Genomic DNA, 19,254 nt, shown 5'->3' on the forward strand with positions numbered 1-19,254 from the left:
CATAATCTTCAATTATATTATTCAATACAATACACCAAAACAATCTATCATATTTAAATTTAGCTAAAGCCTTTAATCAAAATAGTACCTTAACTCTAACTCTATTTAATTATTATGACCGTAAAACATCACTTATTTTAATTTAAAAAAAGTATCAAAAATTTTACGATTTCAAACAAAAAATTTGTAATACCAGAAATTTAAAACAGTTGCTCTATATATTCATTAAGTTAATATATTTAATATATATAAAACTAAAAATTAAATAAAATATAAAAAATGATTACAAAAATAATAAAAAATATATTAACATCAGTGTTTGATACAAAAATTTTTGAAATTTATAACGAAAGTAAAAAACATAAAAAATCTATGACAAATCATTCACATTTTAAAATTATTATAGTAAGTGACGATTTTACTAAATACAATTTATTAACCAGACATCAAAAAATATATAATTTATTATCTACATGTATTTTGAAATACAACATTCATGGATTGGCATTACATACATACACTATCAATGAATGGAATTCAAAATTTCAAAAAAACTTAACTTCTCCTATATGTATGAACAATAAATAATGCTGAAATCATAATTGAAATGTTAAATAAAATATCTAATACCACAAATTATTCCATAATTGTGCGATCACATTAATGATAATATAGAATTATTATGTTTTTAATAATTCATTTTAACTATTTCTCATGCCCATACAATACAATTTTATAATTATAAAAATAATAAAATTAATATATATATTAAGAAGATACCTAAAAATAATGAAATATTTATAAATTCTACTTTAAGAATTATTTAAGGCAGCAAAATGAACCTAGAAATTAAAAAAAATAAGAATTTATTTCGAAGTATTAATATTACTATTCCTCATAACATAATACAAAAATCTATAACAACAGAAATCATTAAACTAAACAACACCATACAAATTAACGGCTTTAGAAAAGGGAAGATACCATTAAATATTTTGAAAAAAAACTATGAAGATAAAATCCTAGAAAATACATTAAAAAAACTAACAAAACAATATTTTCTAGAGAAAATACATAAAGAAAAACTTCGTATAGCTGGAACTCCCACATTCATTTTAAATAAATATGAAAAAAATCAAGATCTCAGCTATTCGATAAAATTTGAAATATATCCAGAATTTATACTTAATACGAAACCGTTTACTGTACATATACCAGTCATTGATGTTACTGAAAATGACATTTTAAAAACAATCCATAATTACTTCCAGCAACATAATTGGGTAGAATCAAATCATACTATTAAATTACATGATAAAGTAGCTATTTCTTGTTATATAACAAATAATTCAGAAAATAATTTATATAAAAAAAAATTATATGATTTTCAATTCATTATAGGAAATAATGAAATACTACCAGAAATTGAAAAAAAATTATTGATTCACAAAGTAAACGAATCCTTCTTTACTAATATTACGTTTTCACAACATCATTGTGACAAACATATAGCAGGAAAAACATTAGAAATAAAGATAACTATAAAAAAAGTTAAAGAACTAGAAAAAAAATTATTAAAAGAACAAAACAACAATAAATTACATTTAAATAAACAAGAAAATGAAACTATCAAAACTATGTTGAAAGCTCAAGCAAAAAAAATAACTAAAAATTATATAAAATCACAAATAATAAACAATCTAATAAAATCTAATCCTATAAACGTCCCATCTATCTTAATACAAAACGTTTTCTTGATATTACAACAAAAAATAAAAAACATGTATATAAAAGATAATGAAAACATTTTCAAAACTATTTATCAAGAAAATTTAACCATAAAAGCACATAACCAAGTTGCTATTACTATTATATTACAAAAATATATCCAAGATAATTTTTTAAAACCCAACATAAAAGAAATACAATCACTAATAAAAAAAAGCGCAACATTACACAATAATACTAACAATTTGATTCAACTATATAATAATAATGAAAGTATTAAACATTATTTTAATAACACAAATTTAGAAAAACAAGCTATTGATAAAATTTTGGAAAAATCTATAAAAAATGAAAAAAAATATAATTTTTATGAAGCAATAAATGAACTAAACCATATAAACTAGTGATATTTCATAATCATTTATTTTAAACAACAAAATTATATTAAAATATATACTTAAACGTTGTCATTTTAAGCATTTTTTAAAGTAAAACTATACTAAAAATATCTCAATCATAAAGTACATATATCTATAGAGTTATACCATTAATACTATAAAAAATATAAAAATGTATTATTTTAATACGAACAAAACAACGCTTTCAACATTTTTCATATACATCGGAGATAATAGTGTTATATAAAAAAATTAACAATAAAAACAGAAGCGATATTTTATTAATTCCAACAGTAGTAGAAAAGACACCTTATGGCGAAAAATCATATGACATATATTCAAGATTATTAAAAGAAAGAATAATTTTCTTAACTGGAACGATTGAAGACTCTATTGCTAACTCTATAGTAGCTCAAATTTTATTTCTAGAATCTGAAAATCCAGAAAAAGACATTTTTATATACATTAATTCCACAGGAGGAACAATTTCATCGGGCATGTCCATCTACGACACTATGCAGTTCGTGCAACCAAACATTAACACAATTTGTATAGGACAAGCATGCTCTATGGCTGCTTTAATTCTTGCTTCAGGAAAGAAGGGTAAGCGATTTTGTTTACCGCATTCGAGAATGATGATACACCAACCATTAGGAGGTTGTAATGGGCAAGCATCAGATATAGAAATTCATGCTCAAGAAATTATTAAGATAAAAAAAATGATCAACAAAATAATGTCTATGCATACTGGAAAAGATGTACATGTCATAGAAAAAGATACTGAACGTGACTACTTTTTATCTGCCTTAGAAGCAATTGAATATGGATTAATAGATTGCATATTACATCATCGAAAATAATTTTTAACAATTCTAACAATAATATTATTATATTACTAAAGCTATAAATAAGAAATCTAAAATATTTTCATTGTATATCACAAATTTATATTAGGAAAATTAATGACAGACAATATTCAAGATAATAATAAAAAATCATTATATTGTTCTTTTTGTGGTAAAAATCAAAAAGAAATTAAAAAATTAATAGCTGGACCATCAGTGTATATTTGTGACGAATGTATAACATTGTGTAATAACATTGTTCATAAAGAAGTCCAGTATGAAGAACATATAAAAAATGAAAAATATAATATACCCACTCCTAATAATATAAAAACATATCTTGATGACTACATAATAGGACAAAATAAAACTAAAAAAACTTTATCAGTAGCGGTATACAATCATTACAAACGTATTCAACATATAAACTTAAAACGTGACATCGAACTAGGAAAAAGTAACATTTTACTTATTGGGCCAACAGGAAGTGGAAAAACCTTGCTTGCAGAAACATTAGCTAAACTACTTGAAGTTCCATTTACAATAACTGACGCTACTACTTTAACAGAAGCAGGATATGTAGGAGAAGATGTAGAAAACGTTATTCAAAAATTGTTAAGAACATGTGACTACAATATACAAAAAGCAGAAAAGGGAATAATTTATATAGATGAAATAGACAAAATCTCTCGAAAATCCGATAATCCATCTATAACTCGTGATGTTTCTGGAGAAGGAGTACAACAAGCTTTATTAAAATTAATAGAAGGGACAATAGCTTCAGTTCCAATTCACGGTGGAAGAAAACATCCGCAACAAGAATTTCTTAAGGTAAATACTTCTAAAATTTTATTCATATGTGGAGGAACATTTTCTGGATTAGAAAAAATTATTTCCAAAAGAACAAAAATAGGAATAGGAATCGGATTTAATGCTAAAGTTAAAAAAAACAAAAAACAATACGACCAATATAAAATATTAAAACACGTAAAACCCGAAGATTTAATAAAATTTGGATTGATTCCAGAATTTGTTGGAAGATTACCCATACTTACCACGTTACATGAATTAGATGAAACTGCATTAGTAGAAATATTATGTAAACCTAAAAACGCATTAATAAAACAATACCAAGAACTATTTAACATTGAAGGAGTAAAATTACAATTCTACGACGAAGCAATTAAATGCATAGCAAAAAAAGCTATATCTATAAAAACAGGTGCACGTGGATTGCGTTCAATCATAGAAACCATGTTGTTAGACACAATGTACAACTTACCTTCTATGAAAAACGTTAAAAAAATACTGATTAATAAATTAGTAGTTAATGGAAAATCGAAACCAAAAATAATTTATACAACATACGATTCTAAAGAAATATCTAATAAATTTTAAAATATTGTTTAATTTTATTATCTTAACTTATTAGAATTGAATATCGAATTTTCATTCTAAAATACTCAAGCTTATCCATAGTTTTAAATTATACATCGATCATTCAAAGCGATTGAAAAATTTTAAAATACTATTGAAACTAAGAGAGAACTTTATGAATCTAAAACGTTCCGAACATGTTGAAATTCCTGTTTTACCATTAAGAGATGTAGTAGTTTATCCATACATGGTTATTCCATTATTTGTTGGACGAGAAAAATCTATAAAATGCATTGAAGCTTCCATGATAAATGATAAAAAAATTATGTTAGTTGCACAAAAAAAAGCAGAAATAGATGATCCTGTTAATAGTGATCTATTTACTATTGGAACGACAGCTTCTATATTACAGATGTTAAAATTACCTGATGGAACAGTAAAAGTATTAGTAGAAGGACTACAACGTGCCAATATAAAAACACTCAAAAATAATGGAGATTACTTTACTGCACAAATTGAACTAATTATTACTCCTAATATTTCAAAAAAAGAACAAACTGTACTTATTAGAGCAGCATTACATCAATTTGAAACATATGTTAAATTAAATAAAAAAATTCCATTAGAAACGTTAAATTCTTTATCAAGTATAGATAACGCAGAACAATTATCAGATACAATTGCTACACACATGCCATTAAAATTATCCGAAAAACAATCTATTTTAGAAATATACCGTGTTAATGATAGAATAGAACATTTAATGAAGATAATGGAATCTGAAATAGATTTATTAAATGTAGAAAAACGAATTCGAAACCGAGTCAAAAAACAAATGGAAAAAAGCCAAAGAGAATATTATTTGAATGAACAAATGAAAGCCATTCAAAGAGAACTAGGAGAAATAGATGATACTCTAGATGATAACGAACTATTAAAAAGAAAAATTTATTCATCAAAGATGCCAAAAGAAGCCAAAGAAAAAATAAAATTAGAATTTAATAAATTAAAAATGATGTCACCTATGTCTGCCGAGGCAACAGTAGTACGAAGTTATATAGATTGGATGATACAAATTCCTTGGAATAAAAGAAGCAAAATAAAAAAAGATCTTCAAGAAGCAAAAACTATCCTTGATTTAGATCACTTTGGTTTAGAAAAAGTAAAAGAACGAATTTTAGAGTATTTAGCCGTTCAAAGTAGAATTAACAAAATGAAAGGACCAATATTGTGTTTAGTAGGACCACCCGGGGTAGGAAAAACATCTCTAGGGCAATCTATAGCAAAAGCTACTGGAAGAAAATACATTAGAATGGCTTTAGGAGGAATTAGAGACGAAGCAGAAATTCGCGGACATAGAAGAACATACATCGGTTCTATGCCTGGAAAATTAATTCAAAAAATTACTAAAACAGGAGTAAAAAATCCACTTTTCCTATTAGACGAAATAGATAAAATGTCTTATGACGTTCGGGTTGATCCAGCATCTGCTTTATTAGAAGTACTTGATCCCGAACAAAACGTTACTTTTAATGATCATTATTTAGAAGTAGATTATGACCTTTCTGAAGTAATGTTTATTGCTACTTCTAATTCTACAAATATTCCCGCACCTTTACTTGATCGAATGGAAATTATCAGAATTTCTGGTTATACTGAAAATGAAAAATTAAATATAGCAAGATCTTATTTAAAACCTAAACAAATTGAAAGAAACGCTTTAAAAAAAAATGAACTAATAATAGATGATTCTGCTATTGTTAACATTATTCGATATTACACACGTGAAGCAGGAGTAAGAAATCTTGAAAGAGAACTATCAAAAATATGTAGAAAATGTGTTAAAACTTTAATTTTAGACAAAACTCTCAAAAAAATACAAATAAATAACAAAAATTTACATTATTATCTTGGAATCCAAAAATTTGACTACGGAAAGATAATCGATAAAAACCAAATCGGGCAAGTAATAGGTTTAGCTTGGACTGAAGTAGGTGGTGAATTATTAACAATAGAAACTGCTTGCATATCAGGAAAAGGAAAGTTAATTTATACAGGATCTTTAGGAGAAGTTATGCAAGAATCTATTCAAGCTGCATTAACTGTAGTGAGATCTCAAGCACATAAACTAGGAATAAAACACGATTTTCATGAAAAACACGACATTCACGTTCATGTTCCAGAAGGAGCTACACCAAAAGACGGACCAAGTGCTGGGATTGCTATGTGTACAGCAATAGTTTCTTGCTTAACAAACAATCCAGTGCGATCAGACATTGCTATGACTGGAGAAATTACTCTAAGAGGAAAAATTCTAATAATAGGAGGATTAAAAGAAAAATTACTAGCTGCTCATAGAGGAGGTATCAAAACAGTATTAATTCCTCATGAAAATAAACGAGACCTAGAAGAAATACCAAAAAACATTCTTTCTGGTCTCTATATTCATCCAGTAAAATACATCGAAGAGGTATTAAATCTATCGTTAGAACGCATGCCTTATAATTGATAACACAAAACTTCATGTTCATAAAAATCTTTAAAACTTAAAAATAGACTGACAAAACAAAAAAAAAGTTATTGTCAGTCCATAAAAACATCATAAAAGATAATACTATATCAATAATTATACGAAATTACTCATAATGATCCTGAAAAAAATAAAATTCATATTTTCTAACATAATCCTATTAACATTTTTAATAATAATTGTTTTATCATTAATTATTACAAAAATGAACTATCATTCATTAAAATACAAAAAAAATTACGTTATAAAAATTAATGAAGATACAATTAGCTTAGAAACATTTACTAGAGCATACACAGCTGTATTATTACAAAATAAAAAAAGTCTCAATACAAGTAGTTTAAATACATTATATAATCGCAGTTATATAAAAAAATTATATAAACAAACAATATCAAACATAATTTATGAAACTCTTTTAAAACAATATTTAAAAAAATTAAATGTATTTGTAAGTAACACTAGTATTCAAAATTACGTATATAATCAACAAATTTTTAGAAAAAACAACGTTTTTGATATCCAGAAATATTATTTTTTCCTCAATTCACATAATATTAATACTAAAGAATATATTGAAACAATTAAAACAAACTTAGCAATAAAAAAATTTATTTCTTCTATCACTAACTCAACATTTATTCTAAAAAAAGATAGTAACAATTTCATTAAATTACTATCACAAATTAGAGTAATTAGAATAGCTCCCATAAACAAAAAAAATTATTATTCTCTAGTACGTGTTCAAAAAACTAATTCATTTGCAATGATTAAAGAAATAACCAATGAATGCAATAATGGATCCGAAACATTATTTAAAAAAATGAATCTAAAATTTGAAAAACCTCAATTTTTTTATAAATTTAGTACTAATAAATTAGGACAACTAATATTTAGTCTTCCAAGTCTTAAAAAGAATAATATTTGTTTTAATATCATCAAAAACAATAACGATTTATTTTTAGTTCAATTTTATAAAATAATGCATATAAATATATCGAAACAACAAAAGAAAGTTCTTCTATCACAATTACTTAAACACAATACAAAAATGATATTAAACTCTATCCTCCATAATCTATACACACAAGCTAATATTTCATATGGAAAATTAATTAACTTTAAAAAATATCTTTAATGTTACAAATAATGCATTTTATATTAAAATTTTATATCAATATTTTAAAAACTAATATTATAAATACTGCTTCAATACCATATATGAATATTTAATACAACATACAATAGAACAGATACAAAAATGTGTCTTTTCATCTCTTTTACACTGCATTCAAAAAATTGATTTGAAACACTAAATAAACTATATTCATGATTGTATATATACAATAATATTCTATTTATTTAACTAATAAGGTTGTTCTGTGAATCTATTTAAACAACTAGGTTGGTACTTCATAAGAGAATGGAAACGATACTTAATAGCTATTTTTCTATTAATTTTTATTTCTATTTTGCAATTATTTCCACCAAAACTAGTAGGATTTTTAATAGATTCTATTATAAAAGAAAAAATTAATAACACTCGAACACTACTATATTGGATTGCAATAATTTTGTTCATTGCTATAGTAGTCTATATTCTTCGATATATGTGGAGAATTTTCTTATTCGGAGCTGCTTATAAACTTGCCATCGAACTAAGAATAAAAATTTATGATTATATTAGCAAAGAAAACCAAGAATTTTACCTAAAATATAAAACTGGCGATTTAATGACGCGAATAACCAACGATGTAGACAAAGTTGTATTTGCAGCAGGAGAAGGAGTACTAACATTAATCGATTCTTTAGTAATGGGATTATCTGTTCTAATTACTATGATTATACAAATTAATTGGAAACTCACTATATTCTCTCTACTTCCCATGCCAATCATGGCTATAATGATAAATAAAATAGGTAAAAAAATATACCACAGTTTTCAAAAATCACAAATAGCATTCTCATATCTAAGCAACCATACACAAGAAAGTTTAAATAGTATTCATTTAATCAAATCTTTTGGATTAGAAGAATATCAAATAAAAAAGTTTTGCAAAATCTTAACATGTCTAGGAAACAAAAATACCAAAGTTGCTAAAAATGATGCTATGTTCGATCCTATTATACATCTATCCATTTCTTTGTCTAACTTGTTAGCAATTATAATTGGGGGGTGGTTATTTTGGAACAAAACAATTAGTATCGGGCAATTAACTAGTTTTATTATGTATCTTGGATTAATGATTTGGCCCATGCTTGCTCTAGCATGGATGTTCAACATAGTCGAAAGAGGAAGTGCAGCATGGAACAGAATACAATCTATACTTACTAAAAATACATTAAAAGAAAAGAAATATAAGAAAATTCCAATGTGCTTCAAAAAATTACATATTAATATAAAAAGTTTCTATTATAGTAAATGTAAAATAAAAACATTAAAAAATATAAATTTTTCACTATACCCAGGACAAATAATAGGAATTTATGGTCCAACCGGATCAGGAAAAAGTACTCTATTAAAACTTATTCAACAACAATTTTTAGTATCTGACGGAAAAATATTGTACAATTCTATTCCAATTTCTCATTTCAAACTGCAAGAATGGAGAACAATAGTGTCAATAGTTGACCAAACAACTTGTTTATTTTCAGATACAATTTACAATAATATCGCAATAGGAAAAATAAATTCCTCTCAAAAAGAAATTAAAAAAGTAATTTACTTTGCACATTTGCACCATGACATTATTAATTTTCCACACGGATATAACACTCAAGTAGGAGAAAAGGGAATAATGTTATCAGGCGGACAAAAACAACGTATATCCATTGCTCGCGCATTATTAAAACAATCAAAAATATTAATATTTGATAACGCTTTATCTGCAATAGATGGAAATACTGCTTCAAAAATATTAAATAATTTAAACATATTAAAAAAACAAAAACGTATAATAATTATTTGCACTCATAAATTACCTTCATCAATTAATTTTGATCAAATTATAGCTTTAAACAATGGAACTATAACAAAAAAAATAAAAAATAAATAAAATTAATACAACAAAAGAAATAATAAGGAAATGTTATGAAATGAAAAATTTTAAAGATTTTTGGCCTATATTAAAAAATTTATTACGTTATGGAACAAACTATAAAAAGAACTTAATGTTAGGATTTACTTTTTTATTATTAGCTTCTATATTTGAAGTGTTGGGTCCTGTACTTGTTAGTCATTTCATACAAACTAGTTTAATACAACATTACATACATTTTCGCACACTACTCATAACAATAATTGCCTATGTGTTGCTTCAAACTATATCAACTATGTTAAATTATTTCCAAGATGTAATTTTCAACAAAATATCAATAAAAATTATTGAAAAATTACGCTTTAATCTAATGTCATCAATATTAGCGTTACCTATAAGCGTATTCAACCAACAACCAATCGGAAAATTAGTATCATGTGTAACTAATGATACAGAAACAGTTAAAGAACTATACGATACTTTTATTACTACATTATTCCGTAGTACTGTATTAATTATCGTAACGTTAATAACTATGTTTTCTTTAGAATGGAGAATGGCTAGTATAGCAATAACTATTTTCCCATTAGTACTAATTATAACATTGTTATACCAATATTACAGTAAACCAATGTTAAAAAGAATTCGAACATATGTGACTAAGATATACAATATTTTCAACGAAATAATCAATGGAATTAACGTAATACAACAGTTCGGATTAGAAAAAAAGTTTAGAAATTCTATAGAAAAAACTAGTAATCTACACTACTTAACTCGTATGAAAATATTAAAATTAGATGGATTTTTACTAAGACCATTACTTAATCTTTTTTCATCTATCATATTATGCGGACTAATCTTACTATTTGGACTATATCCTAAAGGATTTTTTAAAATTGGAACTTTATATGCCTTCATTACCTATCTAGGACGTCTTAATGAACCATTAATCACTATTGCTTCTCAACAATCTATTTTACAACAATCAATCGTAGCAGGAGAAAGAATATTTAAATTAATAAACATTTCTAAACAAAAATATGGAATCGATGCTAAAAAACTAAAAACAGGAGAAATATACATTAAAAATGTAAATTTTTCTTACAAAAAAAATTGTAAAAATATACTAAATAACATTAATTTACATATCGCTTCAAAAACATTTATAGCACTAGTAGGGCATACAGGAAGTGGAAAAAGTACCCTATCACAATTATTAATGGGACACTACCCAGTCAAAAACGGTAATATTTATTTAGACAAAAGAGACATACAATCGTTAAATAAAGATGTGTTACGTCATGGAATATCTATTGTACAACAAGATCCAATCATATTAGATGACTCTATTCTAGAAAATATTACTTTTGGGACAAAAATTTCTGAATCCAAAATTTGGAATATTTTAAAAAAAGTACATTTATATAAATTAGTAAAATCTATGCCAAATGGGTTACATTCGTTTTTAGGAGAGAACGGTAAAATACTATCTATAGGTCAAAAACAATTACTATCAATTGCTAGAATATTAATATCAAACCCAAAAATATTAATACTAGATGAAGCTACCGCTAATATAGATTCAGAAACTGATAAAAAAATTCAAATTATATTATCTTCTATCAAAATTTACACTACGTTAATAGTAATTACTCATAAATTATCAACAATAAAAAACGCGGATAATATTATTGTTTTTCATCAAGGGAAAATAGTAGAACAAGGAAAACACGATCACCTAATAAAAAATAAACAATACTACTGGGAAATGTATAGACATCAAAACGAAAAAATGTAATTTTAAAAAATTTTAAAAAATTTAGAATCTCTGCCAGCTATGCTCGTAGTACCTGAATTGCTTAATATGGCTGCTATCTTCCAATCCTGACCAAATTTTTTAAGATTACAGTACTAGAATACTAACAGAGAATTCTAATTTTTTCATTATACATAAAACTCCTTCTAATTACAAACTTTTTTAACATAATTTAGCACAAATGTTATTATTTTCATGATCTAACAAACACTATTTATTCAAACATCTTTTTTATAAGCATAACTTATGCTAAAATTATTAATTAAACTGTTAAGTGCACTCATTTTATAACAATGAATTATCAAATTCTAGCTAACAAATGGAGACCTAAAGAATTCAATAATATAATTGGACAAAAATATATTATTACTGCGATATGCAATGGATTGCAATTAGGAAGAATACACCACACATGGTTATTTCATGGTACTCAAGGTACTGGAAAGACAACCATTTCCAGGATACTAGCTAAAGGATTAAGTTGCAAAAAAGGAATTACGCATATTCCGTGCAGAATATGTCCAAATTGCAAAGAAATAGAAAACGGAAAGTTCATTGATTTACTTGAAGTTGATGCCGCTTCACGTACTAAAATAGAAGACATGAAAGAACTATTAAGCAATATTAACTATTTACCGGTTAAAGGAAGATTTAAAATTTATCTAATAGACGAAATCCACATGCTTTCGAAACATAGTTTTAATTCTCTCTTAAAAATAATTGAAGAACCACCAGAACATGTTAAATTTATTTTAGCAACTACCAACTTAGACAAAGTACCATCTACAATTTTATCACGTTGTTTGCAATTTCAATTAAAACCAATTAATACAATAGAAATATTCACACAAATCAAACATATATTATCTAAAGAAAATATATTATTTGAACATGAAGCAATAAAATTGTTGTCTATAGAATCTAACGGTAGTCTAAGAAATGCATTAAATTTAACAGAACAAGCCATCTCTATGGGAAATGAACAAGTTTTAACTAAAGTCGTAAAAAATATGTTAGGACGATTGGATAGCAATCAAATATTAAAAATAATTCTAGCATTATTAAAAAAAGATCAAAAAGAAATGTTATCTTTATTAGAATATATAAATAAAGTTAACATCAATTGGGAACACATATTAATAGAAATTCTAAAATTATTATATAAAATAGCTATGTTTAAAAAATTTTCAAAAATACAAACAAGTTGTTTATTTTATGAAGATCAAAAAGAAAATGAAATAATATATGAAATTTCAAAAATTTCTAAACATTCAGACATTCAGTTATACTATAAAACTATACTAATAGGAAGAAAAGAATTAAAAGTTGCTCCTAATTATCAGATTGGAGTAGAAATGACTTTATTACGTGCATTAAACCTCAATACAACTCCAATAAAAATTAATATCATTCATGACAATAAAAATAATTAAAATACAAAATAATCACATTATAAATTGATACAATAAAATATATAACTAAATAATATCATGCTAGAGAAATAATATATTTTATTAATTTAACTTTAAATAACTTATCGAATGAGAATATATACACATTATTTAATATTCACTATTAACAATAGTATACTTTTCTAGTTACACTAAAATAGGAAATGAAAATGTTTTCTAAAAATAATTTAAATACCTTAATGAAACAAGCACAAGAAATACAAAAAAAAATGACTAAAATACAAAAAGAAGTATCTTCTATAGAAGTGATTGGAGAATCTGGAGCAGGAATTGTAAAAGTTACATTAATTGGAACAAATAATTGTAAAAAAATAGAAATAGATCCCATTTTAATAACAAAATATGATAAAGAAATATTAGAAGATTTAATAGTAGCTGCATTCAACGATGCAGCGCGACGTATTTTAGAACTACAAAAACAAAAAATGTCTTCTATTTCTCCAGATATTCCATTTTCTAACGAGTTAAACATTCCATCGTAAATGTGTTACATTAATTCCAAAATTCTCTATTTTATTCAAAACATGTATGAATTTAAAACAAACTATATAATATAAAATACATATTTATATATATAAGATTTCACAAATTTATCAAAAATGTTATTATTATATAATATAAATAATTTTGTATTAACATTTAGTAAATACTTATACACAAGTTTATACAAAATACATTTTTGTATTTAAACGTTATTGCCAAACATACTTATTATGCACGAGAATATGTCTTATGAATTCTAATAACAAAAAAACATACGAATTTCAATCAGAAACAAATAAAATATTACATCTAATGATTCATTCTTTATATTCTAATAAAGAGATATTTTTAAGAGAACTAATTTCTAATGCTTCAGATGCTATTGACAAATTAAAATTTCAATCGATATCTTCCCCAGAACTATATGAAGCAGATACTAATATGCATATTAGAATTTATATAGATAAAAAAAATAATAGTTTAACTATTAGTGACAATGGAATAGGAATGACACATGAAGAAATAATTAATAATTTAGGTACAATAGCAAAATCTGGAACAAAAGAAATTTTAAAATCTTATAAAAAATCTATGCAAAAACAAAATAATTTAATTGGACAATTTGGAGTTGGATTTTATTCAGCATTTATTGTGTCCAAAAAAATAATAGTAAAAAGTAGATTTGGAGGTTTAAATGAAAATGAAGGAGTACTCTGGGAATCTGAAGGAAAAGGTCAATATGAAGTAAGTAAAATTAATAAAAAAAACAGAGGAACAAAAATAACTTTATATTTAAAACCAGAAGAAACAAATTTTTTAGAACCATGGAATATAAGAAATATTATTAGCAAATATTCTAATCATATTTCTGTTCCGATAGAAATGAACGTATACGACGAACAAAAAAAAATCAATACATGGGAACAAATTAATCAAGCTAAAGCATTATGGACTCTACAAAAATCTCAAATAACAGACGAAGAATATAAAAATTTTTATAAACAACTCACTAACGATTCCAATGATCCAATTATATGGACTCACAATAAAATAGAAGGTACTCAAGAATATATAATCTTACTATTTATTCCTTCTAAATCTACTTGGGATATTTGGAATAGAGAAAATAAACACGGTTTAAAATTATACGTAAATCGTGTATATATTATGGATGATGCAGAACAATTTTTGCCAAGTTATCTGCGTTTTGTAAAAGGAATTATTGATTCAAACAGCCTTCCATTAAATGTTTCTAGAGAAATATTGCAAAATAATCACATTATAAAAAATTTAAAAACAAAACTTACTACACGAGTACTAAAATTGTTACATCATCTTTCTAAAAATATTGATTCTTATAAACAATTTTGGTCTCAATTCGGATCAGTATTAAAAGAAGGCCCTGCAGAAGATCCAATAAATAAAAATGTTATTGCCGATCTTCTACGATTCTATTCAATGAAATATAACTCACAAGAAAATATGATATCTTTACGTGATTATGTTAATAATATGAAAAATAAACAAGAAAAAATTTATTTTATTACATCAGATAATCATACTTCTGCTATAAATAGTCCTCATTTAGAATTCTTTAGAAAAAATGATATAGACGTACTACTACTAACTGACAAAATAGACGAATGGATGATGAATTATTTAACTGAATTTGATGGAAAATTATTTCAATCAATTAGCAAACACGATGAATCTATTGAAAAATTAAATGTAAATTTAAATAACTCATCAAAAGAAATAAGTTCTAATATGGATTCTTTGTTAAGTAAAATAAAAAATATATTAAAAACCAAAATAAAAGATGTTCGTTTCACTTATAAATTGACACACACTCCTGCTATGGTTATTACAGATTCCAACGATATGACCACTCAAATGGCAAAATTATTTTCTGCAGCAGGACAATCTATACCTGAAATAAAATATATCTTTGAAATCAATCCAAATCACGAACTAATTAAAAAAATATGTAAAGAAACAAATGAAGAAAAAATTAAAAATTGGGTAAAAATATTGTTTGATCAATCACTTCTCGCAGAAAAAAATACTTTAGAAAATCCTAATGAATTTATAACTAGAATAAATAACTTCTTAATAAATTGTAAATAATACATAAAAATTAAAACAAAACATTTGTAGTGAATAACACTTTTATAAATTAAACAATTAAATATTATTTGCTTATATTTAAAAGGCATGAAAAATATGCGTATTATTCTACTTGGTGTTCCTGGATCAGGAAAAGGAACACAAGCTCAATTCATTTCACAACGATACTGTCTTCCAAAAATATCTACTGGAGATATATTAAGACAATTTATAAAAAATGACGATTCCCTACTACATAAAAGAATTAAAAATGCTATACATAATGGAAAATTAATTTCAGACACTATCGTTACAAAAATAGTAGAAAATCGCATTTCTAAAACAGATTGCAATGTAGGATTTGTACTCGATGGATTTCCAAGAACAATTACTCAAGCTAAAATAATAAAAAAAAATAAAATCCACATCGATTATGTTTTTGAATTTAAAATACCCACTAAAATAATTTTAAAACGTACTCAAGGTAGAAGAATCGATCCCATTTCAGGAAAAATTTATAATTTAGATGACAATAAATATTTTAAAAATAAAGATCACATGAACCTAATTCAAAGAAATGATGACAATAAAAAAATAATTAAAAAAAGATTAGAAGAACATAAAAAATTCACAATACCACTTATAAATTATTTTCATACATGTACCACTACTGAAAAAATAAAATTTTATACTATAGATGGAACAAAAACAATATTAAATATTAACAACGAAATTAAAAATATTTTAGATTAACATGCATTATTTTCTGTTTTATTATTTAAAAAATTTTTATGCGCTCTATAGGATTTGAACCTATGACCTACGGCTTAGAAGGCCGTTGCTCTATCCAACTGAGCTAAGAGCGCAAGATTATTATTAAAAATTTAAATTTTATTAACATCAAATACAAATTATTAATAAACATATATATTTATATTCAAATATATATCTTTACAAATAATATATATATTATATATCATTCTTTCATTAAAAAAAATGTTTTTTATTATTCCCTAAGAATATAAATATATGATGACATAAAACAAGTTAACTGAGCTAATTCAATGTTTAAAAAAATTTTAAATGGAAAAAAAATTTCTGATAAAATACAGATAAAAATAAAAAAACAAATACATAAAATGCTAATAGAAGGAAAACGTCCTCCAGGATTAGCAGTAATATTAATTGGATATAATTTAGCATCACAAATTTATGTTAAAAAAAAACGAATAGCTTGTAAAAAATCTGGAATTATTTCAAAAGTATGGCATTTTTCTGAAAATGTTCAAGAACAAAAAATAATAAATCTTATAAAAATATTAAACAAAGATCCTAAAATTGACGGAATACTAGTGCAGTTGCCTATTCCTAAACATATTAATATTATAAACATATTTAACAGTATTATCCCTACAAAAGACGTAGATGGATTTCATCCATATAATATAGGTTGCTTATGTCAAAAAAATCCTAAATTACGCCCTTGTACTCCATTAGGAATTATTACAATATTAGAACATTATAATATTAATATAAAAGGATTACATGCTGTAATAATAGGAGCTTCTAACACAGTTGGAAGACCCATGAATCTAGAATTATTGTTGTCTGGTTGTACTACCACAACAACTCATAGATTTACTAAAAATGTTGAATATTTCATCAAGCAAGCAGATTTAGTAATAGTCGCAATAGGAAAGGCAAATTTTTTAAAAGGAAAATGGATTAAACCAGGAGCAATAATAATTGATGTAGGAATTAACAGACTAAAAAATGGAACAATAGTAGGAGACGTAGATTTCAAATCAGCAATTTTAAACGCCTCATATATAACTCCTGTTCCAGGAGGAGTTGGCCCTATGACCGTAATTATGCTGTTACAAAATACTTTAAAAGCATATATAGAACATAATTAAACTTAAACGTTCTTAAAATAACTTACGCATAAAATATTTATGATCTTAAAAATTATTTTAATCGTCTCCAAAAAGTATTGGATTTCGAATCTTCTAAAATAATTCCTAAATTTAACAAATTGCTTCGTATTTTGTCCGCCTTAATCCAATCCTGTATTTTACGCGCATTGTTTCTCTTTTGTATCAAATAATTAATATTACTTATCTCATCAAGACAAAATCGATCAGTTTTTTGTAAAAAATATTCTGGATCTCGTAATAAAATACCTAAAATGCCACCTAATTCTCTCAATGCATTAGCTAGCACTACTATTTCATAATTATTGCTATCATATTTTAATTTCAAAACATTTATTTTATGAGAAATATTTACTAAAATAGATAAAGCCTTAGGAGTATTAAAATCATTATCCAACGCTTCATAAAAACGCATTTTAAAAGAAGAACAATTATCCTTATCACATAACACAGTAAAATTAACGTCTCTCAAAGACAAATACAACTTTTGCAATAATATTTCAGATCTCTTTAAATTTTCTTCGCAAAAATACAACGGATGGCGATAATGAGTAGACAACAAAAAAAATCGAATACCTTCTGAATCATAACGCATCAAAAGATCCTTTAATAATAAAGCATTTCCAAAAGATTTAGACATTTTTTTGTTCTTAATAATTACCAACTCAGTATGCATCCAATGGCCTACTGAAAAATTACTATTAATACAACAAGATTGTGCTAACTCATTCTCATGATGAGGAAACAACAAATCTTTTCCTCCACCATGAATATCTATTCTATCTTTTAAAATAGACATACTCATAGCAGAACATTCAATATGCCATCCTGGACGCCCCTTACCCCAAGGAGAACTCCAAACATATTTTTCATTTTCTTTTGTAAGCTTCCATAAAATAAAATCTAATGGATGACGTTTACTAACATTCTCAGATATACGTACTCCTATTTTTAATTTTGATATAAGCTGTTTTGACAACAATCCATAATTTGAATATTTTTCAATAGAAAACATTACATCTCCATTATTTGATATATACGCATGTTGACTATTTAATAATTTCAAAATAAATTTAACAATAATATCTATGTTTTCTGTAGCGCGAGGTTCATAATCTGGACACAAAATATTTAAAGCAAAAAAATCTTTGTTCATTTGATTAATCATACGATTAGATAAATTAAAAATAGTTTCATTATTTTCAATAGATCTGGAAATAATTTTGTCATCAACATCTGTAATATTACGCACATATTGTAAATTATAACCACAATAACGCAAATAACGTAACACTATATCAAAAAAAACAAAAGTTCTTCCATGTCCAATATGGCACAAATCATAAGAAGTCACTCCGCATACATACATTTTAATTACTTTATCTAAACTTGCTCTAAATGTTTCGCGTTGTTGTGTAAAAGAATTAAATATACTTAACATAACAATTGTCTTCTAAAATTGAAATAACACACATTAAAATTGTAATCATATAATTAATGTTCTTATATTATAATATCCATGCT

The 19,254-nt window shown here is 25.0% G+C and carries 14 protein-coding genes, 1 tRNA gene and 1 other RNA gene; 13 read left to right on the top strand and 3 right to left on the bottom strand.

Annotation, left to right across the window (positions count from 1 at the left end):
* Window positions 1-279: 279 nt before the first annotated feature.
* The 8 genes from U0T58_02170 to U0T58_02205 all read left to right on the top strand — a co-directional run bounded on the left by U0T58_02170 (window position 280) and on the right by U0T58_02205 (window position 11,717).
* On the top strand, window positions 280-588 hold the full coding sequence (locus U0T58_02170; protein ID XBC42195.1) for a BolA/IbaG family iron-sulfur metabolism protein: 309 nt from the start codon (window positions 280-282) through the stop codon (window positions 586-588).
* Between the two features lie 248 nt (window positions 589-836).
* Complete coding sequence (gene tig / locus U0T58_02175; protein ID XBC42196.1) at window positions 837-2,132, top strand: trigger factor; 1,296 nt, start codon at window positions 837-839, stop codon at window positions 2,130-2,132.
* A 230-nt stretch (window positions 2,133-2,362) separates the two neighbouring features.
* Window positions 2,363-2,986 carry an ATP-dependent Clp endopeptidase proteolytic subunit ClpP gene (gene clpP / locus U0T58_02180; GenBank protein XBC42197.1) on the top strand — a complete coding sequence of 208 codons (624 nt, stop codon included), beginning with the start codon at window positions 2,363-2,365 and terminating at the stop codon, window positions 2,984-2,986.
* Between the two features lie 102 nt (window positions 2,987-3,088).
* Window positions 3,089-4,369: an ATP-dependent Clp protease ATP-binding subunit ClpX gene (gene clpX, locus U0T58_02185; protein XBC42198.1), complete on the top strand. Its 1,281-nt coding sequence runs from the start codon at window positions 3,089-3,091 to the stop codon at window positions 4,367-4,369.
* Between the two features lie 154 nt (window positions 4,370-4,523).
* A complete protein-coding gene (gene lon / locus U0T58_02190) occupies window positions 4,524-6,857 on the top strand; it encodes an endopeptidase La (protein XBC42199.1) in 2,334 nt (777 codons plus the stop codon).
* Between the two features lie 136 nt (window positions 6,858-6,993).
* Window positions 6,994-8,016 carry a SurA N-terminal domain-containing protein gene (locus tag U0T58_02195; protein XBC42200.1) on the top strand — a complete coding sequence of 341 codons (1,023 nt, stop codon included), beginning with the start codon at window positions 6,994-6,996 and terminating at the stop codon, window positions 8,014-8,016.
* 244 nt (window positions 8,017-8,260) lie between these two features.
* Entirely contained in the window at window positions 8,261-9,934 is a 1,674-nt protein-coding gene (locus tag U0T58_02200) for an ABC transporter transmembrane domain-containing protein (protein XBC42201.1), read from the top strand.
* Between the two features lie 40 nt (window positions 9,935-9,974).
* Window positions 9,975-11,717: a SmdB family multidrug efflux ABC transporter permease/ATP-binding protein gene (locus tag U0T58_02205; protein XBC42202.1), complete on the top strand. Its 1,743-nt coding sequence runs from the start codon at window positions 9,975-9,977 to the stop codon at window positions 11,715-11,717.
* Between the two features lie 28 nt (window positions 11,718-11,745).
* Here U0T58_02205 and ffs read toward each other — a convergent pair.
* An RNA gene (ffs, locus tag U0T58_02210) (signal recognition particle sRNA small type) lies at window positions 11,746-11,844 on the bottom strand.
* A 184-nt stretch (window positions 11,845-12,028) separates the two neighbouring features.
* Between ffs and dnaX the strand changes: the two genes are divergently transcribed.
* The 4 genes from dnaX to U0T58_02230 all read left to right on the top strand — a co-directional run bounded on the left by dnaX (window position 12,029) and on the right by U0T58_02230 (window position 16,549).
* Window positions 12,029-13,168 carry a DNA polymerase III subunit gamma/tau gene (dnaX, locus tag U0T58_02215; GenBank protein ID XBC42203.1) on the top strand — a complete coding sequence of 380 codons (1,140 nt, stop codon included), beginning with the start codon at window positions 12,029-12,031 and terminating at the stop codon, window positions 13,166-13,168.
* 188 nt (window positions 13,169-13,356) lie between these two features.
* Window positions 13,357-13,689 carry a YbaB/EbfC family nucleoid-associated protein gene (locus U0T58_02220; GenBank protein ID XBC42557.1) on the top strand — a complete coding sequence of 111 codons (333 nt, stop codon included), beginning with the start codon at window positions 13,357-13,359 and terminating at the stop codon, window positions 13,687-13,689.
* Between the two features lie 250 nt (window positions 13,690-13,939).
* On the top strand, window positions 13,940-15,817 hold the full coding sequence (htpG, locus tag U0T58_02225) for a molecular chaperone HtpG (GenBank protein ID XBC42204.1): 1,878 nt from the start codon (window positions 13,940-13,942) through the stop codon (window positions 15,815-15,817).
* A 96-nt stretch (window positions 15,818-15,913) separates the two neighbouring features.
* Window positions 15,914-16,549: a nucleoside monophosphate kinase gene (locus U0T58_02230; GenBank protein ID XBC42205.1), complete on the top strand. Its 636-nt coding sequence runs from the start codon at window positions 15,914-15,916 to the stop codon at window positions 16,547-16,549.
* A 39-nt stretch (window positions 16,550-16,588) separates the two neighbouring features.
* Here the strand turns inward: U0T58_02230 and U0T58_02235 are convergent.
* Window positions 16,589-16,662 (bottom strand) — tRNA-Arg (locus U0T58_02235).
* A 198-nt stretch (window positions 16,663-16,860) separates the two neighbouring features.
* On the opposite strand from U0T58_02235, the gene folD reads away from it, so the two are divergent.
* The gene (folD, locus tag U0T58_02240; protein ID XBC42206.1) at window positions 16,861-17,712 is read left to right on the top strand and encodes a bifunctional methylenetetrahydrofolate dehydrogenase/methenyltetrahydrofolate cyclohydrolase FolD; all 852 of its coding nucleotides are present in this window, start codon (window positions 16,861-16,863) and stop codon (window positions 17,710-17,712) included.
* Window positions 17,713-17,764: 52 nt separating this feature from the next.
* Here folD and cysS read toward each other — a convergent pair whose 3' ends face one another.
* Complete coding sequence (gene cysS, locus U0T58_02245; GenBank protein ID XBC42207.1) at window positions 17,765-19,171, bottom strand: cysteine--tRNA ligase; 1,407 nt, start codon at window positions 19,169-19,171, stop codon at window positions 17,765-17,767.
* Window positions 19,172-19,254: the final 83 nt, after the last annotated feature.

The sequence above is a fragment of the Buchnera aphidicola (Meitanaphis elongallis) genome, from assembly GCA_039830015.1.
GTDB lineage: Bacteria > Pseudomonadota > Gammaproteobacteria > Enterobacterales > Enterobacteriaceae > Buchnera_B > Buchnera_B aphidicola_AU.

What these genes read in the sequence shown, in the direction of transcription:
- tig (XBC42196.1), top strand. Translation starts at nt 837, where the DNA reads ATGAACCTAGAAATTAAAAAAAATAAGAATTTATTTCGAAGTATTAAT.
- htpG (XBC42204.1), top strand. Translation starts at nt 13,940, where the DNA reads ATGAATTCTAATAACAAAAAAACATACGAATTTCAATCAGAAACAAAT.
- cysS (XBC42207.1), bottom strand. Translation starts at nt 19,171, where the DNA reads ATGTTAAGTATATTTAATTCTTTTACACAACAACGCGAAACATTTAGA.
- U0T58_02205 (XBC42202.1), top strand. Translation starts at nt 9,975, where the DNA reads ATGAAAAATTTTAAAGATTTTTGGCCTATATTAAAAAATTTATTACGT.
- U0T58_02220 (XBC42557.1), top strand. Translation starts at nt 13,357, where the DNA reads ATGTTTTCTAAAAATAATTTAAATACCTTAATGAAACAAGCACAAGAA.
- U0T58_02170 (XBC42195.1), top strand. Translation starts at nt 280, where the DNA reads ATGATTACAAAAATAATAAAAAATATATTAACATCAGTGTTTGATACA.
- lon (XBC42199.1), top strand. Translation starts at nt 4,524, where the DNA reads ATGAATCTAAAACGTTCCGAACATGTTGAAATTCCTGTTTTACCATTA.
- dnaX (XBC42203.1), top strand. Translation starts at nt 12,029, where the DNA reads ATGAATTATCAAATTCTAGCTAACAAATGGAGACCTAAAGAATTCAAT.
- U0T58_02230 (XBC42205.1), top strand. Translation starts at nt 15,914, where the DNA reads ATGCGTATTATTCTACTTGGTGTTCCTGGATCAGGAAAAGGAACACAA.
- clpX (XBC42198.1), top strand. Translation starts at nt 3,089, where the DNA reads ATGACAGACAATATTCAAGATAATAATAAAAAATCATTATATTGTTCT.
- folD (XBC42206.1), top strand. Translation starts at nt 16,861, where the DNA reads ATGTTTAAAAAAATTTTAAATGGAAAAAAAATTTCTGATAAAATACAG.
- U0T58_02195 (XBC42200.1), top strand. Translation starts at nt 6,994, where the DNA reads ATGATCCTGAAAAAAATAAAATTCATATTTTCTAACATAATCCTATTA.